Below are 20,347 nucleotides of genomic sequence, written 5' to 3'. Positions count from 1 at the left end.
CCATTAGTTATTAAGTTGATGTATATATAAAAAATAATATTATTTAAAAAATTAAAACAATAACTTTATTACTTTATTAAAAATTCGATTAGTTAAATCTCTCGCTTTCAAATTTAAATTATATGCGTGGAAGGACTCATATATGAACTATTCAGAAGAAAAAGAGATTTATCGTGAACGTGGTTATACAAATGATTTATTACCTAAAACACCGGAGCAACGAACATGGAAAACATTTAACTACTTTACGCTATGGATGGGTTCCGTACACAATGTCCCAAATTATCTAATGGTTGGCGGTTTTTTTATTCTAGGCCTTTCTACTTTGAACATTATGTTTGCCATCGCACTAAGCGCAATATGCATCGCTTTCGTTATGGTAATGAATGGTGCGGCGGGGTCTAAATATGGTATCCCATTCCCGATGCTACTTCGGGCATCTTATGGAATTAAAGGCTCACTCTTTCCTGGCGTATTAAGAGGCTGTATTGCTGCTATTATGTGGTTTGGCTTACAATGCTTTACTGGTTCATTAGCGCTATTAATATTAATCGGGAAAATTTGGCCTGAATTTTTAAATATAGGCAATGGTGAAACCTATATGGGGGTTACCATTCCAGCCTTTATTGTTTTCATCATTTTCTGGGCAATGAATGTTGCCATAGGACTAGGTGGAGGCAAGGTATTAAATAAACTTACTGCCATTCTTAACCCCTGTATTTATATTTTGTTTGGTGGTATGGCAATTTGGTCAGTTTCTTTAGTGGGCATTCAACCTATTTTGGATTATATCCCAAATGGTATTAGTGAAACGCCAAGTAAAGTATTCTTTTTCTTTATCGTTATTAATAGTGTTGTCGCTGTCTGGGCAGCTCCTGCGGTAAATGCTTCTGATTTCACTCAATATTCGACTAGTTTTAAACAACAAGCCATTGGACAAACCGCTGGCCTGTTAGTGGCTTACTTGCTCTTTGCCATTAGTAGCGTATGTATTTTAGCCGGCGCCAGTATTCACTACGGCGTTGATACATGGAACGTACTTGATATTGTTCAAAAATGGGATAGTTTATATGCCTCACTCTTTGCGGTAGTCGTTATTCTGATGGCGACAATTTCCACCAACGCTGCTGGTAATATTATTCCTGCAGGATACCAAATTGCTGCACTGTACCCATCCAAACTCACTTATCGTCACGGCGTTATTATTGCCAGCGTTATCAGCGTATTAATCATGCCTTGGAAACTAATTGAGAATCAGGACAGTATTTATACTTTCTTGGATATTATTGGCGGTATTTTAGGTCCAGTTATTGGTGTCATGCTATCGCATTATTTCATCGTAATGCGTACAAATATTAATTTAGATGTCTTATATACCCGTGCAGGCGATTATAAATTCTATGAGCACGGATTTAATATTACCGCTTTCGTTGTCACTGTTATTGCAGTTATTTTCTCCCTTGGTGGAAAATTCATTCCTGTATTAGAGCCTATATCACGAGTGTCTTGGTTTGCTGGCGTCATATTGGCCTTTGTTCTCTACTCTTTATTCAAAAAAGACACCACTAAGGTGGTTGAAAATAAAGTAAAAGCTACGAATGATTCAGATATCGGCATAAAAAACCCAATGTAATCTGAATTAAATACCCTATTCAGCCCGTTTTAATATATTGAAAACACGCTGAACAGTAATGTTAATAAATGAAATTATAATCTTATCTAAGGAATACCCTATGTCATACGATTTAATCATTAAAAACGGTACTGTCATTCTTGAAAACGAAGCAATTAAAACAGATGTCGCGGTAAAAAATGGCAAAATTGCCGCTATTGGCTCTGGTTTATCTGGTGCAAAAGAAGAAATAAACGCCGAAGGCCTAGTCGTTTCACCAGGTATGGTTGACTCTCATGCCCACATTTCGGAACCAGGAAGAACACATTGGGAAGGCTATGAAACAGGGACGCGTTCAGCAGCAAAAGGTGGCATCACAACTATCATCGAAATGCCATTAAATCAGCTACCTGCAACCGTTGACCGTGAAAGTATTCAAATAAAATTCGACGCTGCCGCAGGTAAACTGTCAGTAGATGCAGCCCAATTTGGCGGTTTAGTCTCTTATAATCTCGATAGACTGCACGAGCTAGATGAAGTGGGTGTTGTTGGCTTCAAATGCTTTGTTGCCACCTGTGGTGACAAAACTATTGATAATGACTTCCGTGATGTTGATGACTTTCAGTTTTTACGTGGTGCAGAAATTATCAGTAAATTTAACGACTCTCGTGTATTAGTTCACTGTGAAAATGCATCAATCTGTGATGAATTAGGTCGAGAAGCTGAAGCTCAAGGACGCATAACTGCTCACGACTATGTAGCCTCGCGCCCTGTATATACTGAAATTGAGGCAATTCGCCGCGTGCTATATCTGGCAAAAGTGGCTAATTGCCCAATACATATTTGCCATATCAGTAGCCCTGAAGGCGTTGCTGAAGTGACTAAGGCACGTAATGAAGGACAGGATGTTACCTCAGAATCTTGCCCTCACTATTTTGCCTTAACAACTAATCAGTTTGAAAAAATTGGTAATTTAGCAAAATGCTCACCACCGATTCGTGATGAAGCGAACCAAGAAGGCATGTGGGAAAAACTGTTTAATGGTGAAATCGACTGTTTAGGTTCTGACCACTCACCATGCCCACCAGATATGAAAGCGGGTCATGTATTCAAAGCTTGGGGTGGAATTGCAGGGATGCAAAGCTGTGTTGACTTGATGTTTGATGAAGCAGTGCAAAAACGTGGAATGGAACTCCCATTATTTGCCAAATTAATGGCAACTAATGCAGCTAAGATCTTCGGCCTTAAGCATAAAGGCTCCATTACCGTTGGTAAAGATGCAGATTTCGTGTTCATCAAGCCAAACTCACCTTATGAATTAAAAGCTCAAGATTTAGAGTATCGCCATAAAGTCAGCCCTTATGTAGGGCGCAAAATAGGTGCACAAGTTGCACGCACTATTTTACGCGGAGAAACTATCTACGATATTAATACTGGTGTTCGTGAAACGCCTATCGGGCAATTTATTTTAAAACACCAACAGTAATATGATGTAAATAATACAGCACACTCTTTACTGGGTGTGCTGTATTGTTATTTATAACAGGATGTAATTTATGTTTAGTTTGAACAAAGATAATATGTTATCAGGCTTGCAATGGTTCTTTTTTATTTTCTGTAATACAGTCGTTATACCTCCTACATTACAATCTGCATTTCATCTGAGCAATGCCACCACTTACACAATTACCCAGTATGCTTTTTTAGCCACATCACTGGCTTGCTTAATTCAAGCTATTTTCGGACACAAGCGCTCTATCATGGAAGGTCCTGCGGGGCTGTGGTGGGGAACGATTTTATCTGTTGCATTTGCAGAGTCTGCTCAAGGAACACCATTAGAGGTTATTGGTGGTAGTTTTGCAGTGGGAATTGCCATTGCAGGGATCATCACTGTCATTATCGGTTTGAGTGGGGCAGGAAAGTATTTGGCTCTGCTATTTTCGCCTGGTGTGATGGCAGTATTCATGCTGTTACTCGGCGCTAACTTAATTACTATTTTTTTAAAAGGTATGTTGGGCTTACCTTTTAGTGCCACAACAGATATTGTCCATATTAATTTCAATACATTCTTGTTAGCTTTATTTATCATGGTATTGATCATTGGAATTATTGTCTTACTCCCTCGTCATATTAATAAATATGCTGTACTGATTGGCTCAATATTGGGTTGGTTATTATTTTCAGTTATCTTTCGAAGTGGCTCAACAGGCGTGAGTGGCATTGGCTGGCAGCTATTCCCTCTCGGAAAAATTGAAACTATCAATTATGGTATTGTCACAACCTGTGTTATTGCCTCACTACTAAATACGTCCAATACGTTTGGCGCGATTAAGGGAACAGATTTATTTCATCCAGATTCGCCAGCAACGCCAGCCATGTATCGTCGTAGTTTTATTAGTTCTGGTGCGCTCACTTTTGCCTGTTCACCACTAGGAATTGTGCCTTTCGCGCCATTTGTTTCTTCAATAGGGCTCATTACTCAAACCAACGATTTTAGTAAAAAGCCCTTTATTATTGGTAGTTTGTTATTCTTTGTTATTAGTTTCGTTCCCGTTTTGTCAGGGTTCTTTTCTACCTTTCCTTTAGTGATCAGTAGTACCGTGATGATGGTCACTTACTTACCTCTGCTTTGGTCTTCTTTGTTATTTATTCGTATTTTAGATTTAAACCCGCGCAATATTTATCGGCTTGCTTTGCCTATTTTTATTGGCATATTTTTGATGAGTGTTCCTCCAACTTACATGCAAGATATTCCATTGATAGTAAGGCCTATCATCACAAATGGGTTATTAATGGGAATTATTATTTCTATTATCCTTGAAAATATATTTAAGTGGGATGCTATAAAATAGAAAAGATAAATAAGTAAGATTTTATAGAGGTAATATGCATTAATTATATTACCTCTTTTTTATTCACTTAATGCTATGCAAAAAAAAAGCCCCAGATACATGGGGCAAATAAACGACTAGTTAAACTGCTTACTACTTACATTTACACTTAAAACATGAGGATCATTACATTCAAACAATTAGACTAAGTATTAGTCTCCTAATTTATGGTTAGCCATAATTTCAATTGCCTTGATTAAGGCTGAATGGTCATTATCTTGACCGCCATGTGCGGCACATAAATTGAAGAGTTCCTGACAGGTCGCGGTATTCGGTAAGCTCATCGATAATGCCTTCGCACCCTGTAAAGCAAGATTTAAGTCTTTTTGATGTAAAGAGATCCTAAATCCTGGGTCAAATATGCGTTTTACCATGCGCTCGCCATGAACTTCAAGGATACGCGAGGATGCAAATCCGCCCATTAATGCTTCACGAACGCGTGCAGGATTGGCCCCTGCTTTTGACGCAAAAACTAATGCTTCAGAAACAGCTTCAATGGTTAATGCAACGATAATTTGGTTGGCAACCTTACAGGTTTGCCCATCCCCATTTCCGCCCACCAAACTGATATTTTTACCCATTAATTCAAATAGCGGTTTTACCTTAGCAAAAGTCGAGTCTTCACCACCCACCATAATGCTTAATGTGCCTTGCTTAGCGCCAACTTCACCACCGGAAACCGGAGCATCTAAATACTGGCCACCTAATTCATTGACTTTTCTTGCGTATTCTTTGGTTTCAATCGGGGATATGGAGCTCATATCCACAATGATTTTGCCTTTCAACGCTGTAGATGCACAGCCGTTCTCACCAAATAGTACCTCCCCAACGTGAGGGGTATCTGGCACCATAACAAAGATAATATCAGCGTTTTCAGTCACTTCTTTAGCTGATGAAAATGTCTTTGCCCCTTCATCTGTAAGATAAGCCGGAATTTGCCCACGAGTATTTACAGCTAGCTCATGACCACCCTTTAATAAGTTAGCAGCCATTGGGCCACCCATAATTCCTAAACCGATAAAGCCTAATTTCATGATACTCTCCTAATTATAAATACGGTTTCATCCAGCCTAAACCCGCTTCTGTTGTCGTCGCAGGCTTATATTCGCAACCGATCCAGCCTGTGAAGCCCATCTGTTCTAGCTGTTTAAATAAATAGGTATAATTAATCTCACCCGTTCCTGGCTCATGACGGCCAGGGTTATCTGCGAGTTGAATGTGGCAAATATGCTTTAATAAACGTTTCATTGTCTCAGTTAGCTCACCTTCCATTCGCTGCATATGGTAAATGTCATATTGGAAGTAAATATTGGCATGACCGACACGCTTAATTACATCTTCGACCTGAGCTGATTTATTCAAATAGAAACCTGGAATATCGTATGTATTCACGGCTTCTACCAGTAAACGTATATTCTCTTTTTCTAACTGCTCAGCCGCATAACGAAGATTTGCTACGAGGGTTTCCATCGTTTTTTCTTCACTAAGAGATGAGTCTTTACGCCCCACTAAGCAGTTAATTTGTTTACAATTCAAGACGTTTGCATATTCAATTGCTTTTTTGACGCCTTCTTGAAACTCTTTTTGTCTTTCAGGCAAACAAGCAATGCCTCTTTCGCCACCATTCCAATCACCCGCTGGAAGGTTAAAAAGAACTTGAGTCAGTTTATTTTCATCTAACTCTTGCTTGATAGACTGTGCTGGAAAATCATAAGGAAACATATATTCTACGGCTTTGAAGCCATTTTTAGCCGCCAATTTAAAGCGCTGCATAAACTCTGCTTCAGTAAATAACATGGATAAGTTAGCTGCAAACTTGGTCATTTTCTCGCATCCTTATTTATATTGATAAAATGCGGTCGCGGTTGGCGCATCGGCTTCAGAAGTTGCTATCTCTTCGAATTCAGTCACATTATCCAACTCGGTTCCCATGGAGATATTTGTGACGCGCTCTAGAATGATTTCCACAACAACAGGCACACTGAATTCTTTCATGAGTTTTTCAGCTTGTTTGAATGCTGGCGCAATATCTTCTGGTTTAAAGACACGAATAGCTTTACAACCTAAGCCTTCAACCACTTTGACGTGATCAACACCGTATTCACCAATGGCATCATTATTGATATTTTCAAAGGAAAGCTGGACGCAATAATCCATATCAAAGCCACGTTGTGATTGACGGATCAGACCTAAGTAAGCGTTGTTCACTAATACATGGATATATGGCAATTTGAACTGAGCCCCGACCGCCAATTCTTCAATCATAAATTGGAAGTCATAATCCCCTGATACGGCAACGACCTTACGTTTAGGATCAGCGGCACATACCCCTAATGCAGCAGGTAAAGTCCAACCTAATGGGCCCGCTTGACCGCAGTTGATCCAGTGACGCGGTTTAAAGATATGCAACATTTGAGCGGCTGCAATTTGCGATAAACCAATGGTTGTGACATAGCAAACATCGCGGCCAAATGTTTTGTTCATTTCCTCATAAACACGCTGTGGCTTCACAGGTACATTGTCAAAATGCGTTTTACGTAACAGAGTACGTTTACGCGCTTGGCACTCATCTACCCATTTGCTGTAATCAGGTAAAGCACCCGCTTGTTTACGTGCTTTTGCTCGCTCAACCAAGAGCGCTAACGCCGCTTTAGCATCGGAGACAATCCCTAAATCAGGGCAGAAAATACGGCCAATTTGTGTAGGCTCGATATCAATATGTACTGTTTTACGGTCACCAACATATTTTTCTACAGAACCAGTGTGTCGGTTCGCCCAGCGGTTACCGACGCCTAATAAGAAATCAGATTCTAATAAAGTGGCATTTCCATAACGGTGAGCCGTTTGTAAGCCCACCATACCTGCCATTAATTTGTGGTCATCAGGGATAGTTCCCCAACCCATTAAAGTTGGAATGACTGGCACGTTACAGATTTCAGCTAACTCTTGCAGCTTATCTGCCGCGTCCGCGTTAATAACGCCGCCACCGGAGATAATCAGTGGCTTTTTCGACGCGAATAACATATCCAGTGTTTTATCAACCTGAGCAACTGTTGCCGCTGGCTTGTAAGCAGGTAATGGTTCATAAGTCTCTGGGTCAAACTCAATTTCAGCGACTTGCACATCAAAAGGTAGGTCAATTAATACGGGTCCAGGACGACCAGAACGCATTAAATGAAAAGCTTGCTGCAATACTCGAGGAACCAATGCGGGCTCTAACACCGTTGTAGCCATTTTGGTGACCGGTTTTGCGATAGACTCGATATCGACTGCTTGGAAATCTTCTTTATGCAATTTAGCTCTTGGTGCTTGGCCTGTAATGCACAAAATAGGAATTGAATCAGCAGAGGCGGAATATAATGCTGTGATCATATCCGTTCCCGCAGGACCTGATGTACCAAGACACATTCCAATGTTACCCGGATTTGCTCTCGTGTATCCCTCAGCCATATGAGAAGCACCTTCTACGTGACGAGCAAGATAGTGTTTGATCCCACCATGCTTACGCATCGCACTATAGAATGGGTTTATTGCGGCTCCAGGAACACCGAATGCGGTTGTGATCCCTTCTTTTTCCAGTACATACATTGCAGCATCAACTGCGCGCATCTTAGCCATAACAACTCCTATTTGGAAAATTTTTCCAACTTTATTTTTTATCTAAAAAAACCGTTTTAAAAACGGATTATCTATGTATTCTGTACTCGTTGGTTGGTCAGCTCATTGATCACCTGCTAACCACCTGTTAAATAGCCTCTTTTTAGCGGATGATTAACACCCGCTGATCTCTGGTCTTTATGATTGGCGCTCACCTAATGCCGCGCTGATATCCGCAGCAACGTCACGAACCAGTTCCCCTAGCTCAGTAAAACGTTCTTCAGTTACCCTTGCACTAGGGCCCGAAATAGATATTGCTGCTATCACTGAATTATTACGATCAAATATAGGTGCCGCTAAACAATTAAGACCCAGAGCATGTTCTTCATTATCAATGACATAACCCAGTTCTTGATAATGCCCTAACGCCTTTCTCAACACATTAATGCTGGTGATAGTTTTAGGGGTGAATTCTTGTAAACCAGAGCGTGTGACAAGCTCTAACATTTCCTCTTCATCAAGTGGGAACAATAATGCCTTCCCAGCCCCTGATGCATGTAATGGTAAACGACTCCCCAACGGTGCACACATTCTCACTAACGCATGACATTCGCATTGGCGAATTAAAACAGCATCTAAATTATTACGAATAGCCAAGTTTGCCGTTTCCCCTGATAGCAACATTAGCCTGCGCATAAATGGCCCAGCAACTGATACGACGTCCCTATCATTCATATATGTGGCCCCAACTGTGAATGATTGCAGACCGATATGCCACCAGCCAAGCTGTGAGTCTTGAAAAATAAACTCTGATTGCTCAAGGACTTTCAGCAAGCGAAATGTCGTTGATAAAGGCAAACCTAACTGCTCAGATAAAACAGAGACTGATGAGCTACCACCTGAGTTAGCCAGAAATTGAAGAATATCTAACCCGCGCTCAAGTGCTTGCGCACCTTTTGGCGAACTTTTATCTGTCTGTGGTCTTCCTTTTGTGCGTGGTTCAGTCATTTATTTTTACCTTTTATGTTTGCTATCGGCAGAAAGGAATTATATTACCTAGCCCTTATTGCCCAATAGAGTAGTTAAGGAAAAACTATTTGACAAGGCTCAGGGAGATCCTTAACGACACAATTGTCAGCACCGCCTCTATCTACCGTTAAAAAATCCGTTTGTGATTGAAATGCATAAATCGGATGATGCCAAACATCACGGTGATAGTTTACACCCTGCTTACCATTGGTGATAAATGCTCGTAAGGTATCAACTGGGATATCATCCCCTGGCTCAGCAACCACCACAATGAAACGCTCACCATTCATTGGGATAAAAGCTTGGCTGGAAAGCGGATGCTTTTCTAAAAGCTTAACATTCATTGGCATATCAATAGGTTCTGAACGGCTAATACTCATCAGAACGGGACTTGCATCTGTAATCTCTGCCTTACCTAAAGCATGATAACGTTCTGTCGTACCATCATTGATATGAAAAAATTCAGATCCTTCAACTTGGATGACGTCTCCATAGGGGGCAAACGCTTCCGGTGTCAGATCAGATAGAACAAGTTCCATTATTTTCTCCTAACACACTAAAAATTTTAAGCCACTATTTTGTACAACCACCTACATGACAAAATCAGTTTATCAGGTTGTATTACATTTAACATCATTTTTTGGAAAATTTTTCCATAAAAAATCACAGGTCACAGTTTTTCATTTTATTTTATATATAATCCCTTAATATTCAGTAAGATAATAATTACTAACAATTCTCCAGAATTTATACTTATCACTTTCAATTATGATGAAGCCTACTTAATGGATGACGTGAAACAAAATGCAGATCTAAAAAATATTATAAATTGGTTTTTCCTTTGACTTTAGGGAGATACAAACATGTTAGATCAAGAAACGATGACAACCTTTATCACTGTTGCGCAGTGTCAGAGCTTTTCTCAAGCCGCAAAACAACTCTACAAAAGTACTGCAACTATCAGTTACCGGATCAAAATCTTAGAAGAATATGTTGGCGTCCAGCTTTTCACTCGAACGACACGAACCGTTAACCTAACATCTGCGGGGGAATATCTCCTTGAACATTGCCGCGAATGGCATAACTGGTTAAGTAATATGCCAAATCAGTTACGGCTGATTAATGAAGGTGTCGAGCAAGAAATTACGATTGCAATTAATAACTTACTCTATGAGCCAAATGCCGTCGCTGACCTACTCCAACACCTAACCGAGCGCTTTCCTTTCACCCGCCTTAATATCACTCGGCAAGTGTATATGGGGGTATGGGATGCCCTACTCAGTAACAAATGTGATATTGCAATCGGTGTCCCAGGTTCTGAATCATTGGACAGCGACATGAATACCTTGTTTTTAGGCAAAATCGATTGGGTCTTTGCAGTTGCCAATCAACACCCACTTGCCTCTATTGATGGTATTCTTAGCGATGAACAACTGCGTTGTTACCCGACTATCAATGTGGAAGATACCTCGCAAGTTTTATCCAAACGCACTGCATGGCTATTATCAGGCCAACGAGAAATCAAAGTGCCTGATATGAAAACCAAAGTACTCTGTCACCTAAAAGGAACGGGGATCGGCTTTTTACCTGCCTCTATTTGCAAACCCTATATTCAAAACCAACAACTGATTGAGAAATCAATAAAAAGGCCTAGAAGACCGTCCCCCTTATCCTTAGCTTGGAATAGCAATCAGCAAGGGGAAGTATTAAAAACGGTCGTGAAACTGTTCAAACTGCGCGATCCCATCATCCAAAGCTTGCTGTGCCCAATTGACCCAGCAACAAAATAACGTTGAATGAATTACAAAATATCCAGATATTGCTTATGTGTTGGCGGTGGAAAGCTTTCATCCAATAAAGCAATATCGTCGTTGTCTAATACTAACTGGCAAGCGTGCGCATTTTGCAACATATGCGCCCTGCTACCTGACTCAGGAATAGCAACGATCCCATCACCACGGATCACCCACGCTAATGCAACCGTTGCTGGCACGACCTGATATTTTTGCGCAATCATCTTCAACGTTGGATGTCTAAGTAATTGATTACCGCTGCCGAGTGGTGAATAAGCCATTAATGGCATTTTTTTATGCCGACACCAGTTAAGTAATGAATAATCAATACCGCGGCTACCAAGGTTATATAGCACCTGATTTGTCGCACAATAACCTCCACCCGCGAGGTGATCGTACATATCTTGCAGTTCATTGATATCAAAGTTAGATATTCCCCAATAACGAATTTTCCCAGCAGATTGCAGTTTTTCGAAACCATTAATAGTCTCTTCGAGAGGAATATCGCCAGCCCAATGCAGCAAGTAAAGATCAAGCCTATCCGTTTTTAACCGGCGTAAAGATGCCTCACAAGCATTAACTAATGCTTTACCTCCGGCATTGAAGGGATAAACTTTTGATACTAAAAACGTTTCATCGCGTCGTCCTGAAATTGCTTTACCAATTAACTGTTCAGAAGCCCCATTGCCATACATTTCAGCGCTATCAATTAATTTTAAGCCTACATCAAGGCCTGCTTGTATCGCTTCAATTTCTTCTTTTGCACTTTTCCGCTGCTGCCCCAAATTCCAACTACCCATGCCAATTGCGGGTAAAACATCATGACCAAATGAAACGTTTTTCATTAATACTTCCTTGATTATCAAAGCAATTAATCACTATGGTATAATTCTAGTGCCTGCCTCTCCTTTCAAGATAGCATCTATTTGCTTTAACGCACCAATATAAGCAGGTTTACCAGAACGCTGTACAAAACGGCTGACCGCCATCAATTTCGGTCCCATAGAACCATCATCAATTGCCATAGGGGCAACCTCTGCTACCGTTGCGCATCTAATCACGCTTTGCTCAGGAGTTCCCCAATTCCGATAGACGGCATCCGCATCGGTTAGAATAATTAGGTGGTCAGACTCAAGCACTTCTGCTAATAGTGCGGAGGATAAATCTTTATCGATAACCACCTCACTCCCACAAAATCCATTATCCTGCTGAATAACAGGAACACCACCGCCACCATTACAGATGACAATATGCTTTTGATCTAATAAGCATTTGATGGCATCAATTTCCAGAATGGCTTTAGGTTGAGGAGATGGAACAACCCGACGATAATATTTGCCATCGGGTTTAATCGCCCAACCTAGCTCAGCTTCTAAGCTTTCTTTTTCCTGCTTGTCATACACAGGGCCAATGTATTTAGTGGGGTTTTGATAAGCAGGGTCATTGCTATCAACTTCAACACGAGTGAGCAGCGTTGCTACTGGCTGTTTAGGGTGCTTGCGTCCCAGTTCTTGCATCAGCATATATCCAATCATTCCCTGACTTTCGGCCACTAAAATATCCAAAGGATAAGCAGGAACATCGGTATAAGCTAAATTTTGCAAGGCCAATAGCCCGACTTGAGGCCCATTGCCATGTACAATCACCACACGATATTTTTGTGCAAGTTGCCCCAAAGTACCCGCAATCGATGCGATAGCTTGGTATTGATTTTCAGCGGAAAGCACTTCTCCACGCTGCAGTAATGCATTGCCACCTAAGGCGATAACAATAGTTTCCATGTTTGTCCTTGTTTATTCGCGAACGTTAACCCATTTCATCCATACCCGCTAACCACACGCCTATTAACGTATCCGCACCAGAAAAATGGCCGACCTGAAGCAGCAAGCGAACCGCCTGTGATAATTTCATCGGCTGCACTAACGCAGTTGCTAATGTTTGTAGTGGAGTAGAAAAGATGCCCTGGGAAGCAAAACGTAAATAGTTCACACTGATCAGAGTCGTTAATGACCCTAAAGAAGGAGTATCTTGAAAAAAGTTTGGTAAGCTGTCGCTGTCAATCTCTGGATTAAGAAAGGTGACCAATAGCATACCTATTAAGATATCATCAAAGCTTGGTGTTAACCCCGGCCCTCTTCCAATTATCGACTGCCAATCAATACGTTCACCTTGAAGGTATCGTTGATAGTTTGCTTTTAATTCTTTTAGCTCTCGACATAATGGGCCGGTTGTCGCTTCACTCAAACTGCCGTGTAAACCACTTTTCGCTTTCGATTGCCTTAAGATATCCCATAGCGCTGTAAACGTTCCATCAGGGAGTTTTTGTGGCACCAACTTGAGCGATAAGTGTTCTTTTGGCGCAATGAGTTGCCAGTTAGGGCTGACCAATCGATCGTTTTTATACTCAACAAACTCATTCTCATCATTAAAAATAGCTTGAAAATCAGTATCAGAGACCATCCAGCCCATTGGGCTTAATCCTCGACCATAGCGATGTAATGTCAATAATTCACCTGAAGGAGTGACAAAATTAAGTGCATGATTAAAGCGTCCAACGCAATTCAATATTCCTGTTTCTTTAGGTAAGTGAGCGCTAACGGACAGTGCTTGCATGATCATTTTTAAACTCCTTCAGAGTGAAAATTATCGATTTATTCGCTGATACCCATTTTTTCAGCTAACGCAACAATCGCTTTTTCAAAGCAAGCCAGTGGTGCTCTTACCGTACCCGCACCAATCTGACCAATCCCTGCTTCTTTATGTGCGATCCCTGTATTGATGAGCGGTGTTATACCCGTTTCTACGACTCTACGCGCATCCAGCCCAATACACGCGCCTTGGAAATCCCAAGTCGGAATTTGCAGCATCATGTTGTGTTCTAAGTAAATTTCAGTCATTTCCTCAGACACATCTAATGCGGCGCTCATACCACCACTTGCACCAACAAAACGTGTAACACCCGGTGCTGCTACCATCGCTGCACCGCCGATACCGAACGCCTCAGTGATTGCGCTGTCACCAATATCTGGGTTGGCATCAGCTTGGCTGTAACCTGAGAAAAAGAGACCTTCCGGTGTGTTAACTGGCGCAGTAAACCACTGATCACCCATACCGCTGATTTTCACACCAAAGTTTTTACCATTACGCGTTAATACGGTCACAATGGTGCCATGCTGAATTTCAGCGCCAGCATCCATCGCCGATTTGCAGTAAGCCATTGCAAGATTGAGGAAAAATTGGTCTGTGATACTTAAAAATTGCATCACTTGCTGAAGTTCAGTTTTATCGATATCCAGCGCACTCATGATTGGTGCCAGTTGTCTTAATAACAATGCTGAAGTGGCAATGTTGCGTTGGTGGAATTCATCACCCATGGTAATGCCTTGTGCCATCACCGCCGTTAAATCAATGCCATTTTCTAACGTTTGTAAGGTTTTTTTCAGAACAGGACCTAATGAATCACGCATCCAGCGATGACGTACTTGCACATCTTCACCATATGCCCCAAAACGCATGACTTTACCGATTCCTTCATTCATGTTGCAATATGCAACGTTGCCATGGGTCATATTCTTGACAACTAACATAGGCATGTTGGCGGAAGTAATTCCCCCCATTGGCCCCACTGCTTTTACACTGTGACAAGGAATAAATTCAATCTCGCCATTATTCAATAGGTTAAGTGCTTGATCTTCATTATCGGCCCATTTCTCGAATAAACACGCACCGATACAAGCACCACGCACTGGACCACTCATTTCTTCCCAAGTTACAGGTGGGCCCGCATGCAGTAATTTTTTGCCTTGTTGCAAAGTTGGGATGAGATCTTTTGCAGGTTCAACACTTTGCCAAAAAGGACGAGCGGCACGAATACGTTCAATTACTGCGGTATTTGCTTCTTCAATCGTTGAGTACATATCCAAACCCTTATTTCAATTTTTTCAGAATATTAGCTAATTTTTTATTCCCACCAGCGACTGGAGCCCACTGGTAGTGAACAACTGGAATATCATTGGCTTGTAAGTCATCCGCAAAGCTGCGTACGCCCGCGTTAATGACCGAAACGCTTTGCAGGATATCTTGTTCTTTTTGGGGGAATACAATCACAGGTGGAGAGATAATATTGCATGCCAGCGTCACCGCTTCAGGCAGTGAATTCATCACCGCAATACCGGCCTCTTCTAGATAAGCGATTTGTTCGGAGCGCACTTGAGGATCTTGCTCAGTCCCCGTCACGGTAGCGATAACCGCAATCGGTGAGCTACTTGGACGACTTTCTCTTAATGCTTTGATTTCTTTGGCTAGTGTTTGCGCGGAATCTATTTGAGCACCGTAACCAATAACCACATCCAGCAATAACACCCCAACATCATTTTTCTGAGCAAACGCAGCAATTTGCTGGTTGCGAGTAGAAGGGTCAATCATTGGGTGAGGCTTGCCTTGTGTATAAAAGTCATCACCTAAATCAATAATTCTGTGGCCATCTTGATTAAGCATCATTCCCTGATCGTGAGCTGCGTCTGTTTGCAGTCCTAATTTTTCTGCCAATAACATTGCGCACTCAGCCGCGAGTGTCCCCCCAGCATATAGGCCTGAAATTTTCTTGCCCTTTGCTTGCGGTTGAAATGCTGCTGCTTTTTCAACACGGCCAAGCATGGCCGCAACACGTGCAGTTTCATCCAATGTTTCAGTAAAGTATAAATTTCCATCCTGTTTGATTTCGGGTTTTGTCCCGAGGAATAATGCGACAACTGGTTTTCCTTGAGCCTTAAGCTTATCAATCACTTTGCTACGGATTTCTTTGGCTGGAGGCTTAGAAACAAAGGCGATAACATCACTCTGCGGATCAGATGCGAGTAATTCAATGGCGGTCATGGCACTGACGCCACCAATTTCCGCCGTTAAATCACGACCACCTAATCCAATCGCATTGGTGATACCTTGTCCCGCAAGCGTAATTTGAGATATCAGCTCTTGAATACCAGTTCCCGATGCCCCAATAATGCCGATGTTTCCTTGTGGTGCTACGTTAGAAAACGCTAATGGTGCCCCGGCTAAGTAAGCCGTACCGCAGTCTGGTCCCATCACTATCAGACCACGTTCGCTTGCTTTCAGTTTTAATCTACGCTCATCCGCTTGCGACACATTATCGGAGAACATCATGACGTTACAGCCATCATCTAATGCTTGGTCAGCCAGCTCTGCGGCAAACTCCCCTGCAATAGAAACTAATACAACATTGGCATTTGGAAGCTTATTCTTGGCCATTCGCCAACTACGAACACGCTGGAGTTTTTTCCCCGTTTGCTGCTGTCCTTGAGCCAATGCTTTGAGTGATTCATCCAGCGCTTGTGCAATTTCATCAACAATAGCGGTATCTGCAGATTCGGTTTTAATCGCAACACAGATATCATTCGGTGTTGCTTCATCAAAGGATGAATGCCAAAATCCGGTCGCATCAAGTAACGACTTATTTGCTGGTGTTCCCATCATGACGGAGATTTCTGAAACATTTGGAGATTCACTTAGTTTTCGAGATATCAGCATTAAGCTCACTGAATCTTGGAAGCTCCCTTTTTTTATGAAAGCATGGATCATAGTGACATCCTTTAAACAACTTTTATTAATTGAAGTTTTATTTACTCAATATATGAGATGAAAAAGTAAATAGGCATTTATTGAAAAATAAAATTACAAATAAACCTTACAAATAAGTTGAGAATGCTCACACTTTATATATTGTTAGAAATTCCTTTAAAATACACTGGACATTAAAAGAAAAAACACCAAATTTAAAACTATTAGATTCGTTCTAATAATTAAGGGGCTATTTGCATAATTTTTTATAAAATCAAATAAAAATAATCTAGATCACATTTATAGATAATTTAGTTGTTACATTGGTATCAGCAAAGAGTTTTATTAAACTTCGAAAACACTAAAGGGTTATTTATGTATGAAAGTTTCTAAAGAAAAACTCCATCAGCTCATCGCTAATAAAATCCATGCAGCAGGATTATCTAAAGATCATGCTGATATCGTTTCTGATGTTCTTGTCCATGCCGATGCAAAGGGTATTCACTCCCACGGTGCAGTGCGTGTCGAATATTATGCAGAGCGCATTTCGAAAGGTGGCACAAATAACTCACCTAATTTTACTTTTGATAAAACAGGTCCTTGTAGTGCTGTCTTTGACGGTGATAACGGCGCAGGCCACGTTGCTGCAAAACTGAGTATGGACGAAGCCATTAAAATGGCAGAAGAAAATGGGATTGCAGTGGTAGGAGTGCGCCGTATAGGTCACAGCGGCTCATTATCTTATTTTGTTCAACAGGCTTCTAGTGCTGGCATGATAGGTATTTCAGTTTGTCAGTCAGACCCGATGGTGGTTCCTTATGGTGGTGCTGAAACCTACTATGGTACTAACCCTATCGCATTCTCAGCGCCGGGTGAAACAGATAATATCACTTTTGATATGGCGACTACCGTACAAGCCTGGGGCAAAGTGTTAGATGCTCGTTCAAAAAATGCAAAAATTCCAGATACTTGGGCTGTAGATAAAGACGGTAACCCAACAACAGATCCATTTGCAGTAACGGCATTAGTCCCAATTGCAGGGCCTAAAGGTTATGGCTTGATGATGATGGTCGATATTCTCTCCGGTGTATTACTTGGACTGCCTTTTGGTAAACACGTCAGTTCCATGTACCACGATTTAACGCAAGGAAGAGAGCTGGGCCAATTACATATTGTTATCAACCCTGCTTATTTTACTGACCCTGTGATGTTCCGCAAACACATCACTCAAGTCATGAATGAACTCAATGCCGTTAAGCCTGCTCCAGGCTTCGATAAGGTTCAATTCCCAGGACAAAATAGCTTAGCAAGAGAAAAACAAAGTGAAGTAAATGGTATCGATATTGTCGATGAAATTTATGATTATTTGGTTTCTGATGATATTTACCAAAAATCCTATGACAATAAATCACCATTTGCCAGCTAAATAAATACGGAAATACGATGATTAATCGGATCTCCTGCCAATATTTATTGCATCGTTCTACCCCTAATCACTCGATAAATAAGAGATTAGGGGTTCCTTGCCAAATATAACAAAGATACAGTAGAACCATTAATTATTTTCTTTTGCCTATGAAAACAAATATCGCGCTTTAGTGACAACACAAACTGTTTTGTTGCTACAGCACACAGTATAAAAATCACTAGGTGGTATGAATATGAAGGACTTTACAAAAGAAGTTAAAGAAACTTCAAATTGGCTGTCTCAACACGGCGCGGTAGAAAATAATGGCATGACGCGCCTGCTTTATACTCAAGAATGGGTTAGTGCACAAAGAGCGTTAAAAAATGCATTCGAAAGTTCAGGTCTATATGCCTATTACGATGATATTGGCAATCTGTTTGGTCAACTCAAGGGCCGTAAATATCCAGATCAAGTGATTTTATCAGGATCACATATCGATACCGTTATTAATGGTGGAAATCTAGACGGGCAATTCGGAATTGAAGCCGCCTTTATAGCTTTAGATTATCTGCAAAAAACATATGGCCAGCCACTCAGAACATTAGAGGTTGTTTCCTTAGCGGAAGAAGAAGGTAGCCGCTTCCCTTACGTGTACTGGGGTAGCAAAAATATTGTCGGTATCGCCAAAAAGGAAGACGTTAAACATATTTCAGATGCTGAAGGGGTCAATTTTGTCGACGCAATGTCGCAAGCTGGTTTTAAATTTCGCCCCGCCAACCAAAAACCTCGCAGTGATATTAAAACCTTTGTTGAATTACATATTGAACAAGGTAACGTTCTTGAACGTGAACATATTACAATTGGCGTTGTGAATAGCATTGTTGGTCAACGTCGTTACAATATAACCTTAAAAGGTGAAGCCAATCACGCAGGCACAACGCCAATGGGGTATCGCAAAGATACTATCTGTGCCTTCAGCCGTATTTGCTATGAATCCACTGAAAAAGCCAAACAGTATGGTGACCCATTAGTACTCACGTTTGGTCGAGTAGTTCCCCACCCAAATACGGTGAATGTGGTCCCAGGCCAAACTGATTTTACGATTGATTGTCGCCATACCGATAAAGCAACGCTAGTTGAATTCACCGCTATGATAGAGAACGATATTCAACGAATTTGCGCTGAAATGGGTATTGAGGTAAAAATCGACCTCTGGATGGACGAAGCACCAATTCCAATGGATGAGCAGCTAGTTACTTTCGTAAAAAAAATTTGTGATGAAAATCAATATAGCTATAAAGTCATGCACAGTGGTGCTGGCCATGACTCACAAATATTTGCCCCTATTGTTCCAACCGTCATGATGTTCGTTCCCAGCATTAAAGGGATCAGCCATAATCCTGCGGAAGCCACTACATTAAGCGATCTCGCTGAAGGAGTGAAATTACTGACGGAAGTTTTATATAAATTGGCCTATCTGGAATAGATGTTCTGCAACATATAGCCAAAACAACAAATAATGAAATTACTTAGGAGAGGTTAAAATGGGTTATTTAGATAATCAAATTGGCTACCCAAATGATATTTTGGCGTCACGTGCAATTATCAAAAAAGATAATTATGCCATCATTCCACCTAACGGGGTTGTTTGTAATATCATTCCCGGTTTTACTGACTGTAATATGACAATTTTATCCACCCCAAAATTAGGAGCTAGCTTTGTTGACTACGTCGGAACCTTATTCAATGAAGGTGGTAACTTAGCGGGTTTTGGTGGCGGTAAAATTGAATGTATTATTTATGTCATTGAAGGCGAACTAATTGCTTATTCTGATAAAGATGAACATAAATTAACCCAAGGTGGTTACCTGTATTGCCCAGCGGGTGTCACCATGCGCTTTAAAAATAATAACAAGGGTAACCCTTCACAAATATTTTTATACAAACGCGTTTATGAACCAACAGAGGGCCATAAAGCACACGTGGTTTGTGGTAACGTCAATGAGCTTCCTAAAATTGATTATGAAGGAATGCACAACGTCCATTTACAAGACTTATTACCTAAAGACCTTGGTTTTGATATGAATATCCATATTCTAACCTTCCAACCAGGTGCTAGCCACGGTTATATCGAAACCCATTATCAAGAACATGGTGCGTTAATATTATCGGGTAAAGGTATGTATAACCTCGATAATGATTGGGTTCCTGTCAAGAAAGGCGATTATATTTTTATGGCATCATATGCACTGCAAGCAGGTTATGCTGTTGGCGACGAAGAATTTAGCTATATTTATTCTAAAGATTGTAACCGTGATATTGAACTATAATTTCAAATAACTATTTTGCAATTCATTATCTATATTCTAAATTATTTGAATTGTAAGAAAACAGAATAGTCTCACTCGCAATCAAAGGCATTAATAAATAATGCCTTTGA

General features: G+C 40.9%; 17 protein-coding genes. 7 read left to right on the top strand and 10 right to left on the bottom strand.

Annotation, left to right across the window (positions count from 1 at the left end):
* Positions 1 to 142 precede the first annotated feature (142 nt).
* The 3 genes from FVA72_RS07285 to FVA72_RS07275 all read left to right on the top strand — a co-directional run bounded on the left by FVA72_RS07285 (position 143) and on the right by FVA72_RS07275 (position 4,464).
* Entirely contained in the window at positions 143 to 1,633 is a 1,491-nt protein-coding gene (locus FVA72_RS07285; RefSeq protein ID WP_004261518.1) for an allantoin transporter, read from the top strand.
* 100 nt (positions 1,634 to 1,733) lie between these two features.
* Positions 1,734 to 3,098, top strand: a complete 1,365-nt coding sequence (allB, locus tag FVA72_RS07280) for an allantoinase AllB (protein WP_094962126.1) — start codon at positions 1,734 to 1,736, stop codon at positions 3,096 to 3,098.
* Between the two features lie 70 nt (positions 3,099 to 3,168).
* The gene (locus FVA72_RS07275) at positions 3,169 to 4,464 is read left to right on the top strand and encodes a uracil/xanthine transporter (protein WP_004261525.1); all 1,296 of its coding nucleotides are present in this window, start codon (positions 3,169 to 3,171) and stop codon (positions 4,462 to 4,464) included.
* A gap of 191 nt (positions 4,465 to 4,655) precedes the next feature.
* Here FVA72_RS07275 and glxR read toward each other — a convergent pair whose 3' ends face one another.
* The 5 genes from glxR to FVA72_RS07250 all read right to left on the bottom strand — a co-directional run bounded on the left by glxR (position 4,656) and on the right by FVA72_RS07250 (position 9,668).
* Positions 4,656 to 5,537 carry a 2-hydroxy-3-oxopropionate reductase gene (gene glxR / locus FVA72_RS07270; protein ID WP_110592100.1) on the bottom strand — a complete coding sequence of 294 codons (882 nt, stop codon included), beginning with the start codon at positions 5,535 to 5,537 and terminating at the stop codon, positions 4,656 to 4,658.
* 13 nt (positions 5,538 to 5,550) lie between these two features.
* Positions 5,551 to 6,327: a hydroxypyruvate isomerase gene (gene hyi / locus FVA72_RS07265; protein ID WP_004261532.1), complete on the bottom strand. Its 777-nt coding sequence runs from the start codon at positions 6,325 to 6,327 to the stop codon at positions 5,551 to 5,553.
* A gap of 12 nt (positions 6,328 to 6,339) precedes the next feature.
* Positions 6,340 to 8,121, bottom strand: coding sequence for a glyoxylate carboligase (gcl, locus tag FVA72_RS07260; RefSeq protein ID WP_004261535.1), 1,782 nt, complete (start codon positions 8,119 to 8,121; stop codon positions 6,340 to 6,342).
* A gap of 177 nt (positions 8,122 to 8,298) precedes the next feature.
* Positions 8,299 to 9,108: an IclR family transcriptional regulator domain-containing protein gene (locus tag FVA72_RS07255; protein ID WP_094962123.1), complete on the bottom strand. Its 810-nt coding sequence runs from the start codon at positions 9,106 to 9,108 to the stop codon at positions 8,299 to 8,301.
* 74 nt (positions 9,109 to 9,182) lie between these two features.
* Positions 9,183 to 9,668 carry an ureidoglycolate lyase gene (locus FVA72_RS07250; RefSeq protein ID WP_004261541.1) on the bottom strand — a complete coding sequence of 162 codons (486 nt, stop codon included), beginning with the start codon at positions 9,666 to 9,668 and terminating at the stop codon, positions 9,183 to 9,185.
* Positions 9,669 to 9,992: 324 nt separating this feature from the next.
* Here FVA72_RS07250 and allS point away from each other — a divergent pair, with 324 nt between their 5' ends.
* Positions 9,993 to 10,919: an HTH-type transcriptional activator AllS gene (gene allS, locus FVA72_RS07245; RefSeq protein ID WP_110592101.1), complete on the top strand. Its 927-nt coding sequence runs from the start codon at positions 9,993 to 9,995 to the stop codon at positions 10,917 to 10,919.
* An 11-nt stretch (positions 10,920 to 10,930) separates the two neighbouring features.
* Here the strand turns inward: allS and FVA72_RS07240 are convergent, their stop codons facing one another.
* From FVA72_RS07240 to fdrA, 5 genes are read right to left on the bottom strand one after another with little or no spacing between them, the layout of a single operon-like run.
* A complete protein-coding gene (locus tag FVA72_RS07240; RefSeq protein WP_110592102.1) occupies positions 10,931 to 11,767 on the bottom strand; it encodes an aldo/keto reductase in 837 nt (278 codons plus the stop codon).
* Between the two features lie 33 nt (positions 11,768 to 11,800).
* Positions 11,801 to 12,703: a carbamate kinase gene (locus FVA72_RS07235; protein WP_104872849.1), complete on the bottom strand. Its 903-nt coding sequence runs from the start codon at positions 12,701 to 12,703 to the stop codon at positions 11,801 to 11,803.
* Between the two features lie 25 nt (positions 12,704 to 12,728).
* Positions 12,729 to 13,541, bottom strand: a complete 813-nt coding sequence (locus tag FVA72_RS07230; protein ID WP_004261551.1) for a DUF2877 domain-containing protein — start codon at positions 13,539 to 13,541, stop codon at positions 12,729 to 12,731.
* A 32-nt stretch (positions 13,542 to 13,573) separates the two neighbouring features.
* A complete protein-coding gene (locus FVA72_RS07225) occupies positions 13,574 to 14,839 on the bottom strand; it encodes a DUF1116 domain-containing protein (RefSeq protein ID WP_094962122.1) in 1,266 nt (421 codons plus the stop codon).
* A gap of 10 nt (positions 14,840 to 14,849) precedes the next feature.
* Entirely contained in the window at positions 14,850 to 16,520 is a 1,671-nt protein-coding gene (gene fdrA, locus FVA72_RS07220) for an acyl-CoA synthetase FdrA (RefSeq protein ID WP_110592103.1), read from the bottom strand.
* 358 nt (positions 16,521 to 16,878) lie between these two features.
* Here fdrA and allD point away from each other — a divergent pair, with 358 nt between their 5' ends.
* The 3 genes from allD to allE all read left to right on the top strand — a co-directional run bounded on the left by allD (position 16,879) and on the right by allE (position 20,237).
* Positions 16,879 to 17,925 carry an ureidoglycolate dehydrogenase gene (gene allD, locus FVA72_RS07215; protein WP_004261559.1) on the top strand — a complete coding sequence of 349 codons (1,047 nt, stop codon included), beginning with the start codon at positions 16,879 to 16,881 and terminating at the stop codon, positions 17,923 to 17,925.
* A 235-nt stretch (positions 17,926 to 18,160) separates the two neighbouring features.
* Positions 18,161 to 19,393: an allantoate deiminase gene (gene allC, locus FVA72_RS07210; RefSeq protein ID WP_036958433.1), complete on the top strand. Its 1,233-nt coding sequence runs from the start codon at positions 18,161 to 18,163 to the stop codon at positions 19,391 to 19,393.
* A gap of 58 nt (positions 19,394 to 19,451) precedes the next feature.
* Positions 19,452 to 20,237 (top strand): (S)-ureidoglycine aminohydrolase, encoded by a 786-nt coding sequence (allE, locus tag FVA72_RS07205; protein WP_004261565.1) that lies wholly within the window; start codon positions 19,452 to 19,454, stop codon positions 20,235 to 20,237.
* Positions 20,238 to 20,347: the final 110 nt, after the last annotated feature.

The sequence above is a fragment of the Providencia sp. PROV061 genome, assembly GCF_011045655.1.
Classification (GTDB): domain Bacteria; phylum Pseudomonadota; class Gammaproteobacteria; order Enterobacterales; family Enterobacteriaceae; genus Providencia; species Providencia hangzhouensis.
Note: the sequence above shows the minus strand (reverse complement) of the source record. Positions and strands in the feature narration are given on the sequence as shown.